Genomic DNA, 19,238 nt, shown 5'->3' on the forward strand with positions numbered 1-19,238 from the left:
CGGTTCGCAGAACTCGTTCTCACCAAAGGTGAGTTCGGGTACTTCTGAGAATCGTTTGTGACGGCATCTGGGGCATGACGGCCCCTCAAGGGGCGTTCCCGAGCGACGCGGACGACGTCGAGCGCTACCCCTGCCCCCGCTGCCGGGCCGAGCCCGGCTCGCCGTGCCGCTCGCGTTCCGGCGCGGTCGCCGGGACCTACCACACCGGCCGCTTCACCAAGGTGCCCCGGCTCGCCAAGCTCCTGCGCATGCCCACCCCCGCCGACCGCGGACCCGGACAACCGTGGCGCCCCGGCACCGCGGTCCCGCTCGCCCTCGCGCCGGACACCCCGAGCGCGGACATTCGCATCGGGTACGCGAGGTGCTCGACACTCACCCAGGAACTCCAGTCCCAGCTCGACGCGCTCGCCAAGCACGGCATCCCGCGCGACAAGGTGTTCTCCGAGAAAATCAGCACCCGGGTACGGGTCCGCCCCCAGTTCGAGGCCGCGCTCGCACTCGCCCGGCAGATCAAGGCCCACGCCCCGCACTGCCGCGTCATCTTCACCGTGTACGAGATGAAGCGCCTCGGCCGCGACGCCGCCGAACTCACCGCGCACGCTGACCACCTCACCGCCCACGGCCTGGTCCTGGAGATGCTCGCCGGACCACTGCCCGGGATGTACGACCCCAGCGGGCCGGGCCGCCTGCTGTTCGCGTTCTTCGCCGCGATGTCGGAGACCGAGCGGGAGAACGTCCGCGAGTCGACGCTGGAAGGACTCGACGCGGCGGCCCGCAATGGCAAGCACGGCGGCCGACCCCCCGTCATCACCGACGACATGCTGCACACCGTGCTCCGACGCCGCGCGAACGGCGAGTCAGTCAAGCAGATCCAGCCCGACCTGATCATCCCCATCGGCAAACGCAAGGGCCAGACCCCCAGCGTCGCGAGCATCTACCGCGCGCTCGCCGAGCACGAGAAGAAGGAGGCGTACCCCGAAGCCGTCGCGGCGGCCCGCGCCGACTTCAACGACCTCCAGGGCGCCGACGACATCCCCAGCCCACGGCGTGCCCTCATCCGGCGCCCGGACGCCCCGATCACGCCCGAGGAAGCCGAACTCCGGCAGCGTCTCCAGGGCCAGGTCCATCAGCTCACGGAGACTGAGTAGCCAGCAAGACCAGCCCTTAGCGCCAACGGCTGTCCCATTGTTCCCCGGGGCCGATTTTGGGGTGTCCGGCCCCGTTCGTGCTCGCTCGACCGACCGGCCGCGCATGATGTGGGCGCTGATTCCCACCGTTATCGGATCGGACCACGGGCTGGGTCAGCGCCACCCGCGTTGTTCGTCCAGGATGGCCGCGGTCCTGCGACGCGGTCAGGCGTCGCGCCGACGCAGCACCGTGTAGCCGCCCACACTCGCGGCGAAGGCCCACAGCAGCAGCTCCACCAGTGACGACGCCCATGAGGTGAGGCAGCACCATCATGATGAGGGTGGTGATCGTGTCGGCGGCGCTGCGCAGCGCCAAGTGGGTCGGTACCCCCTCGTCACTCCCGAAGGTTGCGTGGAGGCCTCGGTCTTGGGCAGAGAGCGCGTCGTTGGCGCCCTGCGGTATTGACGGAAGAGGCGGGACCGGAACACGTCAGAAATGTGCCGTAGTGACCGGTAAGCGCTGGTTAGCGAGTAGCCGAGCTTGGACTGGCCAGATCCTCGGTCACGGGCAGGCACTCGGAGAGCAGGTCGACGACGTCGCGCCAGGCTCGCTGCGCGTGCCGTGGGTGGTAGCCGACGCCGGGGCGCACGGTGTGGTCGACCGGTGGGTGGTGGAAGGCGTGCAGGGCTGCGCCGTAGACCACGAGGCGCCAGTCGACGCCTGCGGCCTGCATTTCGGCGGTGAACGCGCCCCGTTGCGTGGGCGGCATGATCGGGTCTTCCGACCCGACCCCGGCCCACACCGGGCAGCGAATGCGCGCCGCCTCGCCCGGTCGGCCCGTGGTCAGCGCGTTGACTGTCGCGATCGCGCGCAGGTTGACGCCGTCACGTCCGAGTTCCAGCCCGATGGCGCCCCCGGTGCCGTAGCCGACGGCGGCGATCCGGTCGGGGTCGGTCCGCGGTTCGGCGCGCAACACGTCGAGCGCCGCATGACCGATGCCCCGCATCCGGTCGGGGTCGGCGAGCAGCGGCATGCAACGGGCCAGCATCTCCTCAGGGTTACCCAAATAGCGCCCGCCGTGAAGGTCGAAGGCCAGCGCTACGTATCCCAGTTCGGCGAGAGCATCGGCCCGGCGGCGCTCGACGTCGCTGAGCCCCATGCCCTCTGGCCCGAGCAGCACCGCGGGCCGACGGTCATCACCGGCCGGGAGCGCGAGGTGCCCGATCATCGTCAGACCGTCGGCCGGGTACTCGACCGTACGCGTCGTAATCGTCGTCATGAGACTGGACAGTAGTGATCGTCCAGCCCGGTCCGGCCGGTGTTCTGCCGCTGGCAGAGCAGCGCGGGTGTCCCTCTGAAATACGGCGAGGGCTCACAAGCACCGTCACAGACCCCGTTCCCGTGGCAGCACTGTCAAATCCCTGCCCAGGCCACGGTGTTGGAGGCTGACCCTCGCGGCAGAAGTCTGGCGTATACCGGCCCGCTCCCGTGAAGGTCGTCACCAGCTAGCCACCTTGTTCGTCACCGCGGTCACCCGTCGGCGAAGCGGCGCATCCGACAGATACCGAAGGAACTGCACGGTGCGGATCACGCGGCCGACCTCGCGAAAGGCGGCGTAGGTGGCGTTCTTCCGGGACCCGGAGCGCAGGCGCTTGAGCAGCGTGGAGGAGGAGATGGCGCCCTCGCGTACGAAGACGGCCACGCGCATCAGGTGGCGGAACTGGGTCTCGATCAGGTCGAAGTCGATCGCTCGGGATACTCATACTGATCTCGGGCGGGAGTCCGCAGTCTTGATCACCCGTCATGTCATCGGCCGAGGCTGTCACATCCGGAGGCCGTCGAGGCGCTTCCGCAGTTCCTCGCGCTCCGCGTTCTTGCCCGACTTCCTGTCGGTGAAGAATCGGCTCCTGGAGGGCGGTTCGAGGATCAGCAAAGTCACCGGAGTCGATCTTTCGGGCTCGCGGAGCCGGTGGCCACGGCCCGCGCGGCGGCTGCCGCTTCCAGCAAGGACCAGCCGTCGATCTCCACCACCCGCCGCTCTCCCGGCTGCCATCCGTGGGCCAACGCCGCGTCGAGCAGGGCTCGGACGGCGCCGGGTTCGTGCAAGTTCAAGGAGGCGCCCCGGACGTGTCCCACGTCTCCAGAGCCCAAGGGAGCCCCGCTCACGTACCGGTCCGGGCCCTCAGCAAAGACGATGCGCAGTGGGCCGCCAGTGCCAGCCGGTTGCGGGTTCAGCGTGAGGGTCTTACAGCAGGAATGGACGCCGTCCGCCACGCTGTGACTGTGGCGGAGCCTCCACAGATACGCGCGCCCGGCGGCAACCAGCCGACGGGACCTCTTCGATTTACGGGGCACGGGGCCGAGGGTACGCGACCTGATCCAAGCCCTTGGCCGGCGGCTTCAAGACGGCAGTCCACAGAACGCCCTCTCAGGTGCCAGTTCACCGCAGCTTGCGCGCGTGTTCGCTGCCGTGGTTGCACATGGAACCCGTGAGACGGATGAGGCGATACTCGCGCTGAGTCCAGGACCAAGGAGAGCGCATGGCCACCACGTACAAGGTGCACATCGCACTGGCTCTGCTACTCGCCGCACTGAGCACACTCATCGTCGGGCTGACGCTCCTACCGGGCAGCCCGCTCCTGCCGCGTGCAACGACTCTTGTGGTCCTCGGCCTGACCTTCTCGCTGTTCGGCCTAGCCGCGCTGCGTGCCATGTCAGCCGCGCGGAGCATCGGGCCGGGCAAGCTGCTCCGCATGGCTCCGAGCCGACTCGTCGTCACGGCCGGGGTACTCGTCGGTGGCGCTGTCGTGTGCCTGGCCGTGGGGGGTCTCCCGTCCGGCGGACAGCCGACGCAGGAAGACGGCGTCTACTACCTGGCCAACCATGCTGACCTCCGCAAGGTGACGCGTGAGGTCTATGAGGAGTCGATCAAGGCCGAAATGCGCCTCGTTGTCACTTGGTTCACCGTCCTCTCGGCCTACGCGGCTGTTCTGGTCGCCTGCGCTTACCGCGCGGCGGCACCGGAGCCGGTTCGCCACACCCCCGCCCTGACTCCCCCGGCGCCACTCCCGGCTGCGCCCGGGTTCCCCTCCATGACCGGTCCACCGGCCTGCCGGACACTCGCACGTGAGCGCGCTCACCGAGTATGGCGCCCAACGGTCTCTGTAGCCTGGCGTCGGTTGTACATCTCGGGGGGAGCTGACCGTGGGGAACATCCTGTCCGTGGCCATCGGGGCCGCTATCGGCCTCATAGGGGTGGTGTTCGGTTCGTGGTTCACCGCGCGCCGACAGGACCGCATGTGGCTCCGCGAACAGAAGCTCAAAGCCGGGATCGGCTTCAACACGGCGGTAGTTCAGTTACTCGACTACCTGAAGGAAACCCAGTTGAGTGACGACGGCCCCGGAGCCAACGAGTTGGCGAACCGGATGCAGGAAGCACGCTCAGCCCTCTACCTGTTGTGCGCCAGCGACACCGTCGATCTCGCCGATGCTCTCGCACGTCGGGTCTGGAGCACCCGGCCCACCGACGGCAGGGACGACCGCCGGGCCGAGTTCCAAGAGACGCTGGACCTCCTGCGTCGCTTCACCCACCAGCTCCGGAAAGAGATCGCCAGGTCGTAGTCTCCGATGGAGCATCGGGCGGACCAGAGGAAGATGCGAACCTGACTTGCTGCTTCCCGAACTCGTGGGCGGGCACGTGTTGCGGCCCGACGGGAGAACGCTCATCGCTCCCGAAGACGAGCACTGCACGGAGACCTATCGACGCACCCTCGGAGTCATCGAGCAGCGCTTCGGCCTCTCGCTCTCCCCGGCCTGTCTGAAGGACGCCCGCCTGCTGGCGTACGCAGTCCGCGGCATCCCGGAGATGCGCATCTGAGCGATCGCAGCGATCGCCGACTCATGTGCGCACCCGCCAACTGAAGTGCTCAGTCACCCCCGTTGTGACTGAGCACTTCATTGGTGCTGCGATGTGGAAAGCCCCGAACCCGCCCTCGCCGCCTCGGATCTGCACGTGGTGATGTGCTGTGCGATGTGCACCGTCACCTGTACGCGGTACTGAGCTGCACTGTTGATGGGGAGTCGAACCCCCGCGTTGCTCTTCACGCGCCAGGAGTGGGCTGGAAAACCGCCAGCCCTCGGTGTGTGCACGCCTCCGAAGCCGCTACCTGCTCCACATCGTTCCCACCCTGCTGGACTACTCAGTCCAGCAGATCGACCTCCCAGTTCGTACGCTGGATCCGCACATCGACCTCGCGGATCTCCCGGGCGAGCGCATCCGCCTGACCGCGCAGTTCGGCGACCGGAAGCGCGGAGAGCATCAACAGCTCAGACCGAAGTTGCCGGCCGTATCCCCGCTCGCTCTTACCCGCCGCCGCGTCCGCCGCCGCGGTGACCACGGAGTGACGCAGCCGCAGGACATCCCGGCGTGCGAGAGCATCGGTCAGCGTGCCGTCCGGACCCATCTCCACGGTGGCATTGGTCCGGTTGATCCGCCGGATCAACGCTTCCAGAGCGTCCATCACCTCACCGGCCTCAGCCAACAGCTGAGCCGCGTCCTCGGCGAGGGTCTCCCCCTCCTGGTACCGCGCGCTGCCGACGACGCGCGCTCGCAACTGTTCTACACGGCGCGTCGCTTCCGCACGTTCTGCCAGTGCCTCAGCAAGCTTCACTGTCTTCGCCTCCCCCTCCATGAGCCCGCATGAGCATACGAGTGCCAACCAGCTTCTACGCACCTGGATTTCGCTCCGCTGGAGCCATGACCAGCACAACCGGCCTGCCACCAACTTCGGCCCTGGTGACCGGCTCGCGCCACGGCGGCAACAGCGGCTCGATCAGCGCCCGCAAGCCGTCATCCACGATCCACGGCCGAGACGTCACACCCTGTCGAACCGTCTGATCGCTACTGGGGCTTCGTCAGCTACCCGGCGCGTAACGCTGCACAGCGCGGGTCGAAACGCCACGGCGAGTCGGTCCAGTCGCGCTCCGGGAAATCAACATGCGAAATCGTCAGCCACGCCCTTCCCGGTCACGAAGAGCGGCACGCGAGAGTCGACGCTCAGCGAATTCGGAACGCCGGTCACACTGAACAACTCACCACACCCCTACTTCACTTGAGGGTGTCGCGTTTGCCGACGCGCGGCTCCCGGGGCGCTGTCAATCGCGAGTGGTGTTGCGGAGGTCTCGCAAGGTGGAGCCGAGCGTGCGCAGCGCAGGCGTCGCGGCAGCGAGTGCGGCGCGGTCGTCGGCGGACAGTGCGGCCAGCGCGTTGGCGAACAGGCCCGCCCAGGCGTCTTCGATCCGCGCCATTCCGTGCTGGGCGTCCGACGTCGGATACAGCCTCACGGCTCGCCGGTCCTGCGGATCGGCCTCACGGCGGATCAGACCCTGGGCAACGAGGCCCCGCACGGTCGTGCTCGCGTTGCTCCCGTGCAGCCCGAGTTCACGCGCGAGTGCGCTCGTTCCCGTGCCTGGGGATTCCAGCACATAGCGCAGGACCTCCAAGTCCGACGGCGGTAGCGGAATGAGCCCGGCCTCGGCGACCCCTCGCAGCCGCAGGACGCGCGCGAGGGCGTAGACCGCTGGGGTCAGCTCCCTGGCTTCGCGCAGCAGTGCCTGGTCGTGGAGTTCAGCATCATCCGTGGTCACACACCCATCCTAGCTTTCCCTATAGCTATATATCTATAGTTACCCCGCCTGCTGTCCCCTCGATCCTCGGAGCGGCGATGACCTCCCATGCCTCCACCCACGTCGACCAGGCGGTGTCGAAGTCGGCACCCCCGTCCCCGCCGGGCCGTCTCACCGCGACCCTCGCGCTGCTGTCGTTCGTGATCCCGCTGTCCACGGACATGTACCTCCCGGGCTTTCCGGTCATGGCTCGGGATCTGTCCACGGACGCCGCCGGTGTCCAACTCACCCTCACCGCCTTCCTCGTCGGGCTCGCGGCCGGTCAGCTCGCGCTCGGGCCGCTCTCCGACCGGTACGGACGCCGCAAGCCGATCCTCGTCGGAACCGGCATCTGCACGTCGGTCACGGCGCTGTGCGCCGTCGCTCCCTCGCTCGAGCTGCTGACCGGCCTGCGGTTCCTCATGGGATTCAGCGGCGCCGCCGGTGTCGTCGTAGGTCGGGCCGTGGTCTCGGATGTCGCGTCCGGTACGTCCGCCGCGAAGATCTTTGGAACGCTGATGGCCCTGGGCGGCATCGCCCCCATCGTGGCGCCGCTGGCGGGCGGCGCGATAGTGAACGGCCCCGGCGGCTGGCGTGCGGTGTTCTGGGCGCTGGCTGGCGCGTCCGCGCTCATGTTCCTTGCCGCGCTGTTCCTCGTCCCGGAGAGCCTGCCCGCCGAGCACCGACATGCCAACGGCATCGGCGGCACACTGAAGACCGCTGTCTCGGTCCTGACCGACCGCTCCTATCTCGGCTACACCCTCGCCTTCTGCTTCGCCAGCGCCACCCTGTTCTGCTACATCTCCGCCTCCCCTTTCCTCCTGCAGAACGTTCTGGGTTTCAGCGTCAACCAGGCATCCATCGCCTTCTCCGTCGGCGCCCTCACCGCCACCGCCTCCAGCGCGGCCACGACCCGCCTCGTGGGCCGCTATCGCCCCTGGCTTCTGCTGAACTTCGGGCTGGCCGTACTGCTGGCGTCAAGCGCCGTGGCCCTGCTCGTCACCGCCACTGGGCATCTCAACCGGGCGTGGGCCCTCTGCCTGATCGGCATCGGCTTCCTCGGTCTCGGACAGGTCTTCGCCACCGCCACCGCGCTCGCCCTCGGATGTGTGCCGCATGCGGCCGGCACCGGTTCGGCAGTGCTCGGCACACTGCAAAGCGCCCTCGGCGCGGCCGTCGCGCCTCTGATGGGCATCGCGGGCGGACACACCGTCATGCCGCTGTTCCTCGGCATGACCGGCTGCGCGCTGATCGCCACGCTCGCGCTGCGGTTGACCAGGCAAGACCGCGAACCTGACACGACAGAGGCAAGAGACACACGACACGACTGACAGTCGGCACATGAGCGAACCACCCAAGCGGACGGCTCGGCTTTCGCTGTGCCATCTGGTCGGCCCACTCCGGGGGCCCTGCCATCAGGCCCTCGAATACCGACTGCCATCCGGCAGGGTCCACGGCCACCGCTGATCTTCGTTTGTCGACACATGATCGGCGGTGGCCGTGGCCGTGTCCGTCTCCAGGCGAGGGTGCCAGACCCGTCGGCCGACGCTTGACGCCGGTGGTGGCCCCGGTCAGGCCTCATGGACAAGGCCGTTCGGTGAACCGGGGTGCCCCCCGTACACCCACCGCATGAGGGACGTGGTCAGACCTGCGCCTGGCCTCCGTCGACGAACCAGTCGGCGCCGTTGACGAAGCTGGAAGCGTCCGAGGCCAGGAACGTCGCCACGGCGGCTATCTCATCCGGGCGGCCGATCCTGCCGAGCGGCACCTCGGAGGCGAGTTGGTGGTCCGAGCCTACGGCGCCGATCAGGCCCGGGGTCTCGGTCGGGCCGGGACTCAGCACATTCACCCGGAACTTCCGTTCCTGCGCGCTGAGCGCCCAACTGCGCACGAGGTTGCGCACCGCTGCCTTCGACGCGCCGTAGACTTCCAGGCTCGGTTCGGGGCGGAGGTTGCTGGTCGATCCCGTCACCACGATCGAGGCGCCGTCCGACAGCAGGGGCAACGCCTTCTGCACGGTGAAGATCGTGCCCTTCACGTTCGTACCGAAGGTGGCGTCGATGGCTTCCTCCGTGATCTCGCCGAGACGCTGAGGGACAGCGCTGCCGGCGTTGGCGACCAGCACGTCGATGCGGCCCGCCTTCTCGCGTACGACCGAGTAGAGGTCATCGAGGTCCGTCTGTACCGAAACGTCGGCCCTCACACTGGTGGCCATCGGCCCGATCTCCGCGACGGCCGCGTCAAGTGGCTCCTGACGGCGACCGGCCAGGAACACCCGTGCCCCCTCCGCGGCGAACCGCCTGGCGATGGCAAGCCCAATGCCACTGCCGGCTCCGGTGACCACCGCCACCTTGCCTGCGAGTACTTGCGTCATACCGCACCCACCCTTCAATTCTTGACTGGTTCGTCCATAACGCTAGACCGTTATGGACGAACCAGTCAAGAATGGGTAGGCTGACCCCATGGCGCGACCTAGGAAGTTCGACGAGCAGCAGGTGCTGGACACCGCCCGGGAGCGGTTCTGGTCAGGTGGGTACGCCGCCACGCGCATGGAAGACATCGCCGAGGCGACGGGGCTCGGCAAAGGCAGCCTGTACGGCGCGTTCGGCGGGAAGCGGGAACTGTTCCACCGCGTGTTCGACGACTACTGCGGCTCCGTCGTCGACGCCGTGAGCCAGCAGCTACGTGGCGACGACGCGGACGCCTACGCGCGACTGTCCGCCCACGTGTACGCGGTGGCGGCGGCGACTGTCGCGGACACCGCCCACCGCGGATGTCTGTTGGCCAAGGGCGCCGCCGAACTGGCCGAACACGACGAGACGGTGGCCAAGCGGGCGCGCGCGGCCATCGAGGCGCTGCAGGCGCTCCTGGAAGACGACATCGCGGCCTGTCAGCGCAATGGTGATATCGCCGCGGACGCGGATCCGGGAAAGCTGGCCGCACTGGTGCTCGCCGTACTGCGCGGCATCGAAGCGCTGGGCAAGGCGGGAGCGAGCGAGGAGAGGCTGACCGGTATCGCCTCGACAGCCCTTGCTGTACTGCCTCGCCCCGCCCACTGAGCCCTTCCACTCCCTTCAGACGATCAGGACCCGGCGCCCGCGCGTGTGGCCCGCCTGGCTGTCGATGTGCGCCGCCGCGGCCTCGGCCAGCGGGTACGACTTCTCGACCGGGATATGGAGCTTCCCTCGGGAGATGAGGTCGACGGCCTCGGCGAGCGCGTCCGGTACGCTCCCGGCCACGCCGGAGAAGCGGACACCGAGCGCGGGTGCACCGAGATCGGCGATGGAGATGACCTTCCGCGGATCCCCGGTCAGCTCGACGAGTTCACGGATCACGCCCGACCCGGCCAGGTCGAGAGCCGCGTCGACATGGCCGAGCTGCCGCACTCGCTCGACCCAGCCCTCGCCGTATGTCGTGGCAAGGGCGCCCAGGTCGCGTAGATAGCCCTGGTTCGCGGTCCCAGCGGTGCCGATCACGGTGATGCCGCGGTCGCGGGCGATCTGCAGCACCGCAGATCCGACTCCCCCGGACGCGCCGCTGACCAGCAGTGTCTGCCCGGACCGCACACCGACCTCACGGATGATGCGCAGCGCGGTCTCCACCACGGAGGGGTACCCGGCCGCTTCTTCGAACGTCAGCCCCTCGGGCATACGGGCCCAGGCCGACAGCACGGCGAACTCGGCATAGGTGCTTGAGCCTTCGCCGAACACATGGTCGCCGGCCTCGACCCCCTCGACACCCTTGCCGACCTCGTCCACCACTCCGGAGGCGTCCAGCCCGACTCCGGAGGGCAACTCGATCGGATGCGCCCCCAGCTTCTGGCCTTCACGGATCCTCCAGTCCACGGGGTTCACGCCTGCCGCGCGCACGGCGATGCGTATCTGGCCGGGGCCCGCGTGGGGCTCCTCGGCGTCCACGAGTCGTAGCACGTCCGGACCGCCGAACTCGGCGAAGCTCACTCTCTTCATGCGGCAGACCGTAGCACTAACGGTTAGCATTTAACATCTGTTTTGGTTTTGCATCTGGTAGCTTTGGATCATGACCGTGCCGTCCGGACGCCGTGAGCGCAAGAAGGCCGCGACCCGCCAGAAGATCGCCGACACCGCCCTGCGACTCTTCCTGGACCGCGGCTTCGACGACGTGGGCATCCGTGACGTGGCCGCCGAAGCCGACGTGGCCGTCACCACGGTCTTCTCCCACTTCGCCTCGAAAGAGGCCCTGGTGTTCGAGCAGGACAAGGACTTCGAGCAACGCCTCACGCAGGCGGTCACCGGCCGGGCGCCCCAAGAGCCGCTCATCCCCGCGCTGCGCCGCGAGGTCCAGGCCCTGGTACGACACTGCACGGCGGACAGCGCCGCCCCGATCTGGCGCATGATCGACGCATCACCCGCCCTGCGGGAGTACGAGGAATCGATGCGGCTGCGTCATGCGGAGGCACTGGCAACGGCCATCGCCGCCGACCCCGCCCTGCCACAGACCACCACGGCCTGCCGGACCATCGCCAGGTTCGCGATCGACGCCTATTCGCTGGCCCGTGAGGCGGCCGATCCACAGACCGCGCTCGACGAGATCTTCGGGATGATCGAGGCAGCATGGGCCGCCACCTGCCCTCCCGGAAACTCCGGACACTCCGCCGACACGGCCGGACCGTAACCGGCTTCCAGGGCAGCCTGCCGACCGCTGCGGCCAGCAGGCCTCGCCACGCCTCGACTCACGGGCCGCTATGGATGAGCGAGGCCCACAGGTCGGGTCGGCCCTGGTAACGGTCGCGCAGGGCGAGCGTCGTACGGTGCAGCGCTCCGGCGGCGTCGTCGGCCGTGTCGGACAGTTCGGCGTAGAAGGCGCGGGACGCCACCGCGCCGAAGGTGTCGGCCAGCGGCCACAGGCTCGCGATGACGTGCCGGAACCCGGCGAGCTGGAAGGCGGAGGCGAGGTTCAGCGACTCGTCCACGTGCTCCGGGCTGCGGTGGCCGGTGGAGCATGCTGACAGGTAGGCGAGTTGCGCGTCGGCCACGGCGAGCCGGCTGATCTCCGGGATGGTGAGCATGCCGTCGCTCAGGCGCAGCCCGCTGCGCGAGGGCGCGGCGTGGTCGGCTAGCGCGTGGCAGGCGAAGTGCGCCCAGGTGGAGGTGGACAGGGCGGCGGCGACCTGCCTTGTGGTGGCGTCCTCGTTGAGCAGCGGCGGCTGGTCGGGACGGTGACGGTGCAGGTCGAGGGCTTCGGCGAGGGCGCCGGGCAGCCCCGGCAGGCCGGGCGTACTCGGCAGGGCGACGGTCAACTGCCGCCGGGCCGTCGCCGCGGGGCGGTCGTGGGCGTGCGCGAGGATGCGTAGCGTCGGGGTGTACGAGGACACGAACGCGTCCAGGGCGCCGGGCCGACCGGGGTGACCGGCGGCGTGCAGCGGGAACATCCCGAGCAGCCCGATGGGCAGCCACCAGACCCGGCGCGGCCCGTCGCCCGGAGGCAGCGCCTCCGCGACCGGCCCGACGACCGTGTCCCACAGCCAGCCGAGCCGGTCCGCCATGGCCTGGTCGCGCCGCCCGGCGGACGCGGAGCCGGCCAGGGCCTCGGACTGGGCCTCCACGTCACCGGCGGCGAGGTCCGGCAGCGGCACATGGTGGAGGTCACCGTCGGATCCGACCAGGACCGCGTCGGCTCTGTTCCGGGCGGAGTTGACGACGACCACCGTGCCGCCGTCCGCAGCCCTCCGCAGCTCTTCGACGCGGGGCGTCAGCAGAAACCGGGTGAATCGGGGGTGCTCGCGGATCCGGGCGACGAGCTGCCCGTACCGGTCCCACAGCACGGCCTCGGCCGCCGACCCCTCGGCGAGCTCCTTGCGTACCTGACGGAACGGCCGGGCCAGTTCCGGCAGTTCGCGTTCCAGGTCGGCGAGGTCGTCATGGGCGTCGAGTAAGGTCGCCAACTGGATGCCGCGGCCCAGTTCGGCCTGCTGGACCGCCTGGAGCGGTTCCCCGCGGGCGCAATGCGCGGCGAACGCCTGGCTGGCCAGGCCTCGGGGCTCGCCGAACCGCCGCTCCTGGTCGGTCCAGTCGGTGCCGCGCAGCGGTACGGCGGGCGTCAGGGCGATGGCGGCGTCGAGCACGCGAGCGGCCAGGTCGTACTCGCCCAGAGCGTTGGCGAGTACGCCCAGATTCCGCCCGGCCACGGCCCGTCTGCTCGGCGTGGCCCCACGCGCCGCCGCGAGCCGTGCCTCCCACGCCTCCAGCGTCCGCCGGTCGGGCGCCCGTTGCTGCGCGCCGGGGACGAGGTACGCCCTGACCAGCTCGGCGAGGACGTCGGCCACGTGCGGTTGACCATCGGGCGCGGCGTCCAACGCCCGCCGCAGGTCGTCGAGCGCGCGGTCCAAGGGTCGGTCGGCGGCGGGGCCCGGCGAGCTGTCCCGCCTGTCCGCCGACTTGCCTGCCAGGCCCGCCACATGGAGCTGCAACCAGGCGCTGCCCCGCGCGGCCAGCCGGATCGGCAGGGCCGGGCTGTCGTGGGGGGTCGCCGCGACCGCGCGGTCGGCGAGGGGCAGAGCCCGTTCCAGGTCGGAGAGACGGCGTCGGCGTTCGTAGCGCTCCAGGTAGGCCACTGCGAGGTTGGCCATGCGGCCGGCGTACCGGGGGTGGCCGGGTGGGGTGGCCTCGACGACGGTGTCCTGGAGTGCGATCGAACGGTCAAGGTCGGCCTCGTCGCCGCCCTCCCGGTGGCGACGCAAGTACATGAGGCCGGCGCCGGCCATGGCGGGCAGGTGCTCGTCCGGGTCCTCGGTGGGGGCTGCCATCGCCCGTTCCAGGAAGGCGATGGCCCGCTCCAGGTCGGCGGCGGCCGCGGTGGACTCGTGGCGGGCCCCGTAGGCGACGCCGAGGTTGGCGAGGATGCGCACCTGCTCGGGGGCGTCGACGGCGGCCAGGTCGAGGGCCTGTTCGTGGCAGTCGATCGCGTGGTCCACGTCCGCGGGCAGTCCATGGCAGGCGAAGCGCCGACGGTAGGCGCTGCCGAGTTCGGTGAGGCAGGCGGGGCGGTCGGCGACGGAGGCGGTAGCCGCGGCCAACTCCAGGTATGCCAGGGCGCTGTCGATGTCGCGGGGGTCGCCCTCGCGCACGTAACGGGTGAGGTGGCCGCGGCCGAGGTCGGCCAGCCGCTCGTACGGCAGCGTGAGCCGCGAGCGGGCGTCGTCGGAGCGCAGGTGGGACCACAGCCAGGTGCGCGGGCGTGGCGCGCTGATCGCCCGCGGGATGCCCACGCAGCCGTCGCAGCGGGCCGCCCCCGACGCGACCGGGCCGCCGCAGTCCGGGCAGTGCGACAGGCCCGACTCCCGCAGCAGCGCCGGAGCTTGCGGGTTCCCGAGGTAGGCGGCGTAGGCGACATGGACGGCCCCCTGCTCGGGCTGGCCGAGCGCGCGCAGCGCCACCCCGAGAGCGAACCGGCCGCCGCCGTCCTCTGGGTCGAAGTACACGCACAGCGCCAGCGGATACAGGGCACCGGCGGTATCGCCGCTGTTCCACCTGCTGGCACCCAGAATGAACTGGAGGCCCGCCGAGGTCGGGCCCGACTCAGCGGCCGGAGCGAGCAGTTGTACGGCCTCTTCGTACTGGCCACGCAGGAAGAGGTCCCTGCCCTGTTCGAACAGCGCCTGGACGCGGGCCCGTTCGGACGTCACCGGCCGTCCCGCGCCCGTTGCGCCCTTGCCTGGAGGCGACTGACGCAGATCCAGCACGCCAGCCAGCCCTTCCGGTCCGCGCGGGGCGGGCTCAGCGGCGGAGTCTCCAGGACGCCGGACGCCAAGTACGCCTCCACCGTCCCGGCCCCGATCCGGCCGGACAACTCACCTTCGTAGATCTTCTTCGCGCACAGGTCGCACGTTTCGCCGACCGTCGGCTGCTGAACGCCTGCCGGCCAGCGGCCCACGACGTGCTCCCACGCGGCGGCGGCGACGAGCGCGAAGCCTGCGGGATCGACCGCGCCCGAGCCCTCGGGGACGGTGCCGCGTCGCGCGTGCTCGCGGGCGGCAGCGCGGTCGAAGACGAACCACTCGCTGCACTCCTCGCAGACCAGCCAAGGGGTGTCACTGCTCCCGGACTGGGTGATCAGCCGGCCGAAAACGCCGGTCTGGGCGCGCTCGTCCCGGTCCAGGACGCGCACGATGCCGATCACGGTCTGGAAGCCGATGCGCCAATACGCCTCCGACATCACCACATCCTTGGTCGGCAGGTGATAGCCGCTTGAGCGCAGTGTCGCTGTGCCGCAGGTGTCGCACACGGCTTGCTCAGGCATCTGGTCCCCCATCTTCGTTGATGTTGTGGTCAGTTGCTCGCCGGGCGCCAGGTGCCGGTGTCGGCGTCCCAGTGCAGTTCGGCTCCGCGTACGCCGTCCGCGCCGAGGTTCAGGTCGATAGCCGCGAGGCGCGCGGCGTCGTCGAAGTCCTCGGGGAGGACCAGCGTCGTACGCCCGCCGGGCGTGAGGACGTCCAGGTCCCGGCGGCCACTGCGACGGTCCCACAGCAGCCGCAGTCGGCCCACGGCGGTGACCGCTGATTCGCCCAGCCGCTCGCCGAGCTTGCCGGCGAAGCTCTCCACGAAGGGCCCGAGGAACTTCACCGCGACGAAGCCGCAGGCAAGCTCGACGACCGGGATGCCGGTGAGTCTGACGGGGGCGTCGTCCGGGCGCCCGCCCATGGCGTAGGACGAGTCGGACCGCGCGGCGGCGGGGCTCGCGAAGAAGCCGGTCTCGTCCCCGCCCTCCAGCAACACGGCCCGCCACCGCTCCCCGAGCGCATCCAGCTCGGCAAGGGGGTGGCCGAGCGCACCGAACGCCGCCTCCTCGGCCTGCCGGTCGCCGACCTCGGCGGCCAGGCCCGCGGCGCGGCGGCACAGATACCGGCCCTCGCTCTCCCGGCCGGCCCGGGTCAGCGCCGCTCCCAGGTCGCACAGCGCCCGTGCCTCCGCCCCGCGATCGCCGACCGCGCGGGCCCGGACGAGGGCGTCGGCGGCGAGTTCGGCGGTGGCGTCGGCACCTGCGGGCGGGACATGCGCAGTCATACGATCTCTTCTCGCTTCTCTCTCGGGCGGGGCCACGCCTGGTGCGTACCGGCGCTGACATGGAGGGCGGCCGACGGGAACACCGGTTCCAGTGAGTAGGCGTCGGCGAGCTCCATGACGGTGTCCGGGGTGGGGAAGCCGGTCCACTCCCACTCGCGGGCGGTGCACGCGCGGCAGGCGGTCCCGTGCCGTACGACAGGCCGCCGAGAGGGCGACGTGCTCGCTTGTCATCCAGGGCTCGCGGCTCTCGGCGTACCAGATCTGGGAGCACAGGCGGGCCTCTTGCGGCGAGCAGCCCTGGAGCGCGCAAACCTCCTCGACGATCTGTCGGGGGGCTCGCTCGACGTCCGGGTCCAGCACCAGGACCTCCACCGTCCTGTCCGGCTCCATCCGGACCGCGACGGTCCCGTCCCGCTGCTCGGGCGCCCCCGATCCGTACCGCTTCATGAGCGCGGCCGCCAACTCGCGCTCAGCATGGGGCGTTTGGGGATGTTCCGCGAGCGCCGCCCGCAGCGACTGGAGCCGACGGAGGATCGACGTGGAGAGGGCGCCCTTCGGCTCGTTCGGTCCACCGGGCGCGACCACGCCACATCCTCCCAGAGGTACACCGCGGCTTCCTCGGTTGAATTGAACCAGATGCCGCCCCGCACCTCAGCAGAACGGGCGAACTCCGCGACCGTCGCCGCCGCGTGGGGCCGACAGCCCGTCCAGTGCGCCGCGGCGGTACAACGTCGACGGCTCAGAGCCAGTGCGGGGCCGCGCCCCTGCGGGCGTTCGCCGAACGGTTCGCTCGAACCGGCTGCGTGCCGATGCTCCGATCCCTTGCTACCGGCTGGCGGAGGCGACGTCGTACGTGTCCGGTACGACGGGACGGCGGCCGATGACCGGTCATCTGAAAGGGAGTTGGTCAGCTGTGGGCCACCACACGGTGTGGACTGCGTGATCGTCGCCCCGGAAACCGGGGCACCGGTGGTCAGGCGTCGCGCCGACGCAGCACCGCGTAGCCGCCCACGATCGCGGCGAAGGCCCACAGCAACAGCACCACCAGTCGGGCCTATTGACAGCGGTGGCTCCGCAACATGCAATATATTGCATGCCAGTTCCGCAGAGCCGAGGGCTCGTTTCCAGGTCGCTCCTTCGCGAGAAGGCCTACCAGGCGATTCGAGACGCCATCGTCGAGGGCACACTCGCTCCCGGGGAACGCCTCAACGACGGTGACCTGGTGGAATGGCTCGGCGTCAGTCGTACGCCGGTTCGGGAGGCTCTGGCGAGGTTGGAGCAGACCGGTCTGGTGCAGACCAAACCCGGCCGCTACACCATCGTCAGTCCCTTGGACGTCCGGGCTGTGCGCGCCGCTCAGTCGGTCACGGCGGCCATGCATGAACTCGCTGTTCGCGAGGCCGTTCCCCACCTGTCCGCGGCCGAGCTTGACGCCATGCGCGAAGCCAACGCGCGCTTCGCCGACGCGCTGCGCCGCAACGACGTCGGCGCAGCGCTCGCCGCTGATGACGACTTCCACGGCGTTGCGGTGGCCGCCTGCGCGAACGCCGCCGTCCGCACCGTCCTCGAGCAGTTCACACCGGTGTTGCGGCGTCTGGAGCGCTTGCGCTTCTCCTCGTTGAGCGGTCGCGGCTCGGTCGCTCAGCATGACCGGATCATCGCGCTGTGCGAGGCCGGGGATGTCGACGGGGCAGTGGCCGCAACCCGGACCAACTGGCAGACGCTGTTGCCGCTGCTCGACACCATGCTCCTCGATGACGAGGAACCACCCACCGGTCGCGGCAGCGCTACTTCCTCACACTGACCCCAGCCCGGACAACGGGCGCATCCCTGCAAGGAGTCACCCATGTCCCTGAACGACTTCGAGCGTTACCCCTTGCTGTTCGGCCCCAGCCCGGTACACCCGTTGGAACGGCTCAGCGATCACCTGGGCGGCGCCCGCATCTGGGCCAAGCGGGAGGACTGCAACAGCGGGCTGGCCTACGGCGGCAACAAGACCCGGAAGCTGGAGTACCTGCTCCCCGACGCGCTCCGGCAGGGCGCTGACACCCTGGTCAGCATCGGCGGGGTGCAGTCCAACCACACCCGCCAGGTGGCCGCGGTCGCCGCCAGGGCCGGGCTGAAGGCCGTGCTGGTACAGGAGAGTTGGGTGGACTGGCCGGACCCGGTCAACGACAAGGTCGGCAATATCCTGTTGTCCCGCATCATGGGGGCCGACGTACGTCTCGTACAGGCAGGGTTCGGCATCGGCTTCAAGGAGAGCTGGCACCAGGCTCTGGAGGACATCCGGGCCGCCGGCGGCGCTCCGTACCCGATCCCCGCCGGAGGCTCGGACCACCCCCTCGGCGGCCTCGGCTTCGCCAACTGGGCCTCCGAAGTGCAGCAGCAGGAGCGCGAGTTGGGCGTCTTCTTCGACACGATCGTCGTGTGCAGCGTCACCGGCAGTACCCAAGCGGGCATGATCGCCGGCTTCGCGGGCCAGGACCGACCCCGCCGCGTGCTGGGCATCGACGCCTCGGCGAAGACAGCCGAGACCCGTGCGCAGGTGGAGAAGATCGCCCGGAACACCGCCGAACTCATCGGCCTCGGCCGGGACCTGCGCGACGACGAGATCACGGTCCTGGAAGGCTGGGCCGGTGACTACTACGGGATTCCCGTCCAGTCCACCCTGGATGCCATCCGGCTCACCGGACACCTCGAGGGCATGATCATCGACCCGGTGTACGAAGGCAAGTCCATGGCCGGACTCATCGACCTCGTACGCAGCGGAGACATCCCGAAGGACTCCCATGTCCTGTACGCCCACCTGGGCGGCCAGCCCGCCCTCAACGCCTACAGCAGCGCCTTCCACTGACGCGGCAGACCAGGCCGACTCCTTCAGGTTGTCCTTCAACCGCGCAGGGGTGCGGGCGCCGATGATGGGTGCCCGCCCCCCCAGGTTCCGCAGGGTCCACGCCAGCCCGATCTCAGGAGGTGCGGGCGTCGTTGTTCTCGCGGTTGGTGAGGACCTCGGCCATATGTGTCTGCGCCCAGTCTCTGAGTCCGCGCGTCATGTGGTGGAGCGAGAGGCCGAGGTCGGTCAGCTCGTAGGAGACGGTGACAGGGACGGTCGGCGTCACGGTGCGGGTGAGCAGACCGTCGTGCTCCAGCGACCGTAGCGTCTGGGTCAGCATCTTCTGGCTGACCCCGGCCAGAAGACGAGAGATCTCGGAGTAGCGCATCGCCTTCGGAGTGGCTGCGTGCGCTGCGCCGGAGGGTCCTGGGTTGTTGTCACCGCCCAGCGCACACAGGATCAGGACGACCCACTTGTCCGAGATCCGGTCGAGCAGTTGCCGGCTGGGGCACCCTGCCAGGAACGCGTTGTACTCCACCTTGGCCTGAGCCCTCTTCTCGGCCGCCTTCATC

The 19,238-nt window shown here is 69.7% G+C and carries 21 protein-coding genes; 9 read left to right on the forward strand and 12 right to left on the reverse strand.

Annotated elements, in window-relative coordinates; all coding sequences use genetic code 11:
• Positions 1–74: 74 nt before the first annotated feature.
• Positions 75–1,148, forward strand: coding sequence for a recombinase family protein (locus tag ACZ60T_RS00685; RefSeq protein ID WP_469663185.1), 1,074 nt, complete (start codon positions 75–77; stop codon positions 1,146–1,148).
• A gap of 503 nt (positions 1,149–1,651) precedes the next feature.
• On the opposite strand, the gene ACZ60T_RS00690 is transcribed toward ACZ60T_RS00685, so the two are convergent.
• From ACZ60T_RS00690 to ACZ60T_RS00705, 4 genes are all read right to left on the reverse strand, one after another.
• On the reverse strand, positions 1,652–2,407 hold the full coding sequence (locus ACZ60T_RS00690) for a dienelactone hydrolase family protein (protein WP_469663187.1): 756 nt from the start codon (positions 2,405–2,407) through the stop codon (positions 1,652–1,654).
• A 219-nt stretch (positions 2,408–2,626) separates the two neighbouring features.
• Positions 2,627–2,875, reverse strand: coding sequence for a Tn3 family transposase (locus ACZ60T_RS00695; protein ID WP_469664701.1), 249 nt, complete (start codon positions 2,873–2,875; stop codon positions 2,627–2,629).
• 188 nt (positions 2,876–3,063) lie between these two features.
• Positions 3,064–3,240 carry a hypothetical protein gene (locus tag ACZ60T_RS00700; RefSeq protein WP_469663189.1) on the reverse strand — a complete coding sequence of 59 codons (177 nt, stop codon included), beginning with the start codon at positions 3,238–3,240 and terminating at the stop codon, positions 3,064–3,066.
• 602 nt (positions 3,241–3,842) lie between these two features.
• Entirely contained in the window at positions 3,843–4,013 is a 171-nt protein-coding gene (locus tag ACZ60T_RS00705) for a hypothetical protein (RefSeq protein ID WP_469663191.1), read from the reverse strand.
• 319 nt (positions 4,014–4,332) lie between these two features.
• Between ACZ60T_RS00705 and ACZ60T_RS00710 the strand changes: the two genes are divergently transcribed.
• Together ACZ60T_RS00710 and ACZ60T_RS00715 are read left to right on the forward strand one after the other, a co-directional pair.
• The gene (locus tag ACZ60T_RS00710; RefSeq protein WP_469663193.1) at positions 4,333–4,749 is read left to right on the forward strand and encodes a hypothetical protein; all 417 of its coding nucleotides are present in this window, start codon (positions 4,333–4,335) and stop codon (positions 4,747–4,749) included.
• A gap of 46 nt (positions 4,750–4,795) precedes the next feature.
• Positions 4,796–5,005, forward strand: a complete 210-nt coding sequence (locus ACZ60T_RS00715) for a hypothetical protein (RefSeq protein WP_365632913.1) — start codon at positions 4,796–4,798, stop codon at positions 5,003–5,005.
• Between the two features lie 322 nt (positions 5,006–5,327).
• On the opposite strand, the gene ACZ60T_RS00720 is transcribed toward ACZ60T_RS00715, so the two are convergent.
• Positions 5,328–5,798 (reverse strand): DIP1984 family protein, encoded by a 471-nt coding sequence (locus ACZ60T_RS00720; RefSeq protein ID WP_469663195.1) that lies wholly within the window; start codon positions 5,796–5,798, stop codon positions 5,328–5,330.
• An 86-nt stretch (positions 5,799–5,884) separates the two neighbouring features.
• Here ACZ60T_RS00720 and ACZ60T_RS00725 point away from each other — a divergent pair, with 86 nt between their 5' ends.
• Positions 5,885–6,025: a hypothetical protein gene (locus ACZ60T_RS00725; protein ID WP_469663197.1), complete on the forward strand. Its 141-nt coding sequence runs from the start codon at positions 5,885–5,887 to the stop codon at positions 6,023–6,025.
• 257 nt (positions 6,026–6,282) lie between these two features.
• Here ACZ60T_RS00725 and ACZ60T_RS00730 read toward each other — a convergent pair whose 3' ends face one another.
• Positions 6,283–6,774 carry a MarR family winged helix-turn-helix transcriptional regulator gene (locus ACZ60T_RS00730; protein ID WP_469663199.1) on the reverse strand — a complete coding sequence of 164 codons (492 nt, stop codon included), beginning with the start codon at positions 6,772–6,774 and terminating at the stop codon, positions 6,283–6,285.
• Between the two features lie 77 nt (positions 6,775–6,851).
• On the opposite strand from ACZ60T_RS00730, the gene ACZ60T_RS00735 reads away from it, so the two are divergent.
• Entirely contained in the window at positions 6,852–8,123 is a 1,272-nt protein-coding gene (locus ACZ60T_RS00735) for a multidrug effflux MFS transporter (RefSeq protein ID WP_469663201.1), read from the forward strand.
• Positions 8,124–8,434: 311 nt separating this feature from the next.
• On the opposite strand, the gene ACZ60T_RS00740 is transcribed toward ACZ60T_RS00735, so the two are convergent.
• Positions 8,435–9,166 carry an SDR family NAD(P)-dependent oxidoreductase gene (locus ACZ60T_RS00740; protein WP_469663203.1) on the reverse strand — a complete coding sequence of 244 codons (732 nt, stop codon included), beginning with the start codon at positions 9,164–9,166 and terminating at the stop codon, positions 8,435–8,437.
• An 88-nt stretch (positions 9,167–9,254) separates the two neighbouring features.
• Here ACZ60T_RS00740 and ACZ60T_RS00745 point away from each other — a divergent pair, with 88 nt between their 5' ends.
• Positions 9,255–9,851, forward strand: coding sequence for a TetR/AcrR family transcriptional regulator (locus tag ACZ60T_RS00745; protein WP_469663205.1), 597 nt, complete (start codon positions 9,255–9,257; stop codon positions 9,849–9,851).
• 15 nt (positions 9,852–9,866) lie between these two features.
• On the opposite strand, the gene ACZ60T_RS00750 is transcribed toward ACZ60T_RS00745, so the two are convergent.
• The gene (locus ACZ60T_RS00750) at positions 9,867–10,760 is read right to left on the reverse strand and encodes an NADP-dependent oxidoreductase (protein WP_469663207.1); all 894 of its coding nucleotides are present in this window, start codon (positions 10,758–10,760) and stop codon (positions 9,867–9,869) included.
• Between the two features lie 70 nt (positions 10,761–10,830).
• On the opposite strand from ACZ60T_RS00750, the gene ACZ60T_RS00755 reads away from it, so the two are divergent.
• Positions 10,831–11,445 (forward strand): TetR/AcrR family transcriptional regulator, encoded by a 615-nt coding sequence (locus tag ACZ60T_RS00755; protein ID WP_469663209.1) that lies wholly within the window; start codon positions 10,831–10,833, stop codon positions 11,443–11,445.
• Between the two features lie 58 nt (positions 11,446–11,503).
• On the opposite strand, the gene ACZ60T_RS00760 is transcribed toward ACZ60T_RS00755, so the two are convergent.
• The 3 genes from ACZ60T_RS00760 to ACZ60T_RS00770 form a co-directional block, all read right to left on the reverse strand.
• Positions 11,504–14,455, reverse strand: coding sequence for a CHAT domain-containing protein (locus tag ACZ60T_RS00760; RefSeq protein WP_469663212.1), 2,952 nt, complete (start codon positions 14,453–14,455; stop codon positions 11,504–11,506).
• Positions 14,452–14,985, reverse strand: coding sequence for a hypothetical protein (locus ACZ60T_RS00765; RefSeq protein ID WP_469663214.1), 534 nt, complete (start codon positions 14,983–14,985; stop codon positions 14,452–14,454). Before ACZ60T_RS00765 ends, ACZ60T_RS00760 begins: the two co-directional genes overlap by 4 nt.
• A 113-nt stretch (positions 14,986–15,098) precedes the next feature.
• On the reverse strand, positions 15,099–15,833 hold the full coding sequence (locus tag ACZ60T_RS00770; protein WP_469663216.1) for a hypothetical protein: 735 nt from the start codon (positions 15,831–15,833) through the stop codon (positions 15,099–15,101).
• A 1,093-nt stretch (positions 15,834–16,926) separates the two neighbouring features.
• On the opposite strand from ACZ60T_RS00770, the gene ACZ60T_RS00775 reads away from it, so the two are divergent.
• Together ACZ60T_RS00775 and ACZ60T_RS00780 are read left to right on the forward strand one after the other, a co-directional pair.
• Positions 16,927–17,637 carry a GntR family transcriptional regulator gene (locus tag ACZ60T_RS00775; protein WP_469663218.1) on the forward strand — a complete coding sequence of 237 codons (711 nt, stop codon included), beginning with the start codon at positions 16,927–16,929 and terminating at the stop codon, positions 17,635–17,637.
• 42 nt (positions 17,638–17,679) lie between these two features.
• Positions 17,680–18,687, forward strand: coding sequence for a 1-aminocyclopropane-1-carboxylate deaminase (locus ACZ60T_RS00780; protein ID WP_469663220.1), 1,008 nt, complete (start codon positions 17,680–17,682; stop codon positions 18,685–18,687).
• A gap of 112 nt (positions 18,688–18,799) precedes the next feature.
• Here ACZ60T_RS00780 and ACZ60T_RS00785 read toward each other — a convergent pair whose 3' ends face one another.
• A complete protein-coding gene (locus tag ACZ60T_RS00785) occupies positions 18,800–19,237 on the reverse strand; it encodes a winged helix-turn-helix transcriptional regulator (protein WP_469664702.1) in 438 nt (145 codons plus the stop codon).
• Between the last annotated feature and the right edge of the window lies 1 nt (position 19,238).

This window comes from Streptomyces sp. NPDC104371, from assembly GCF_055583785.1.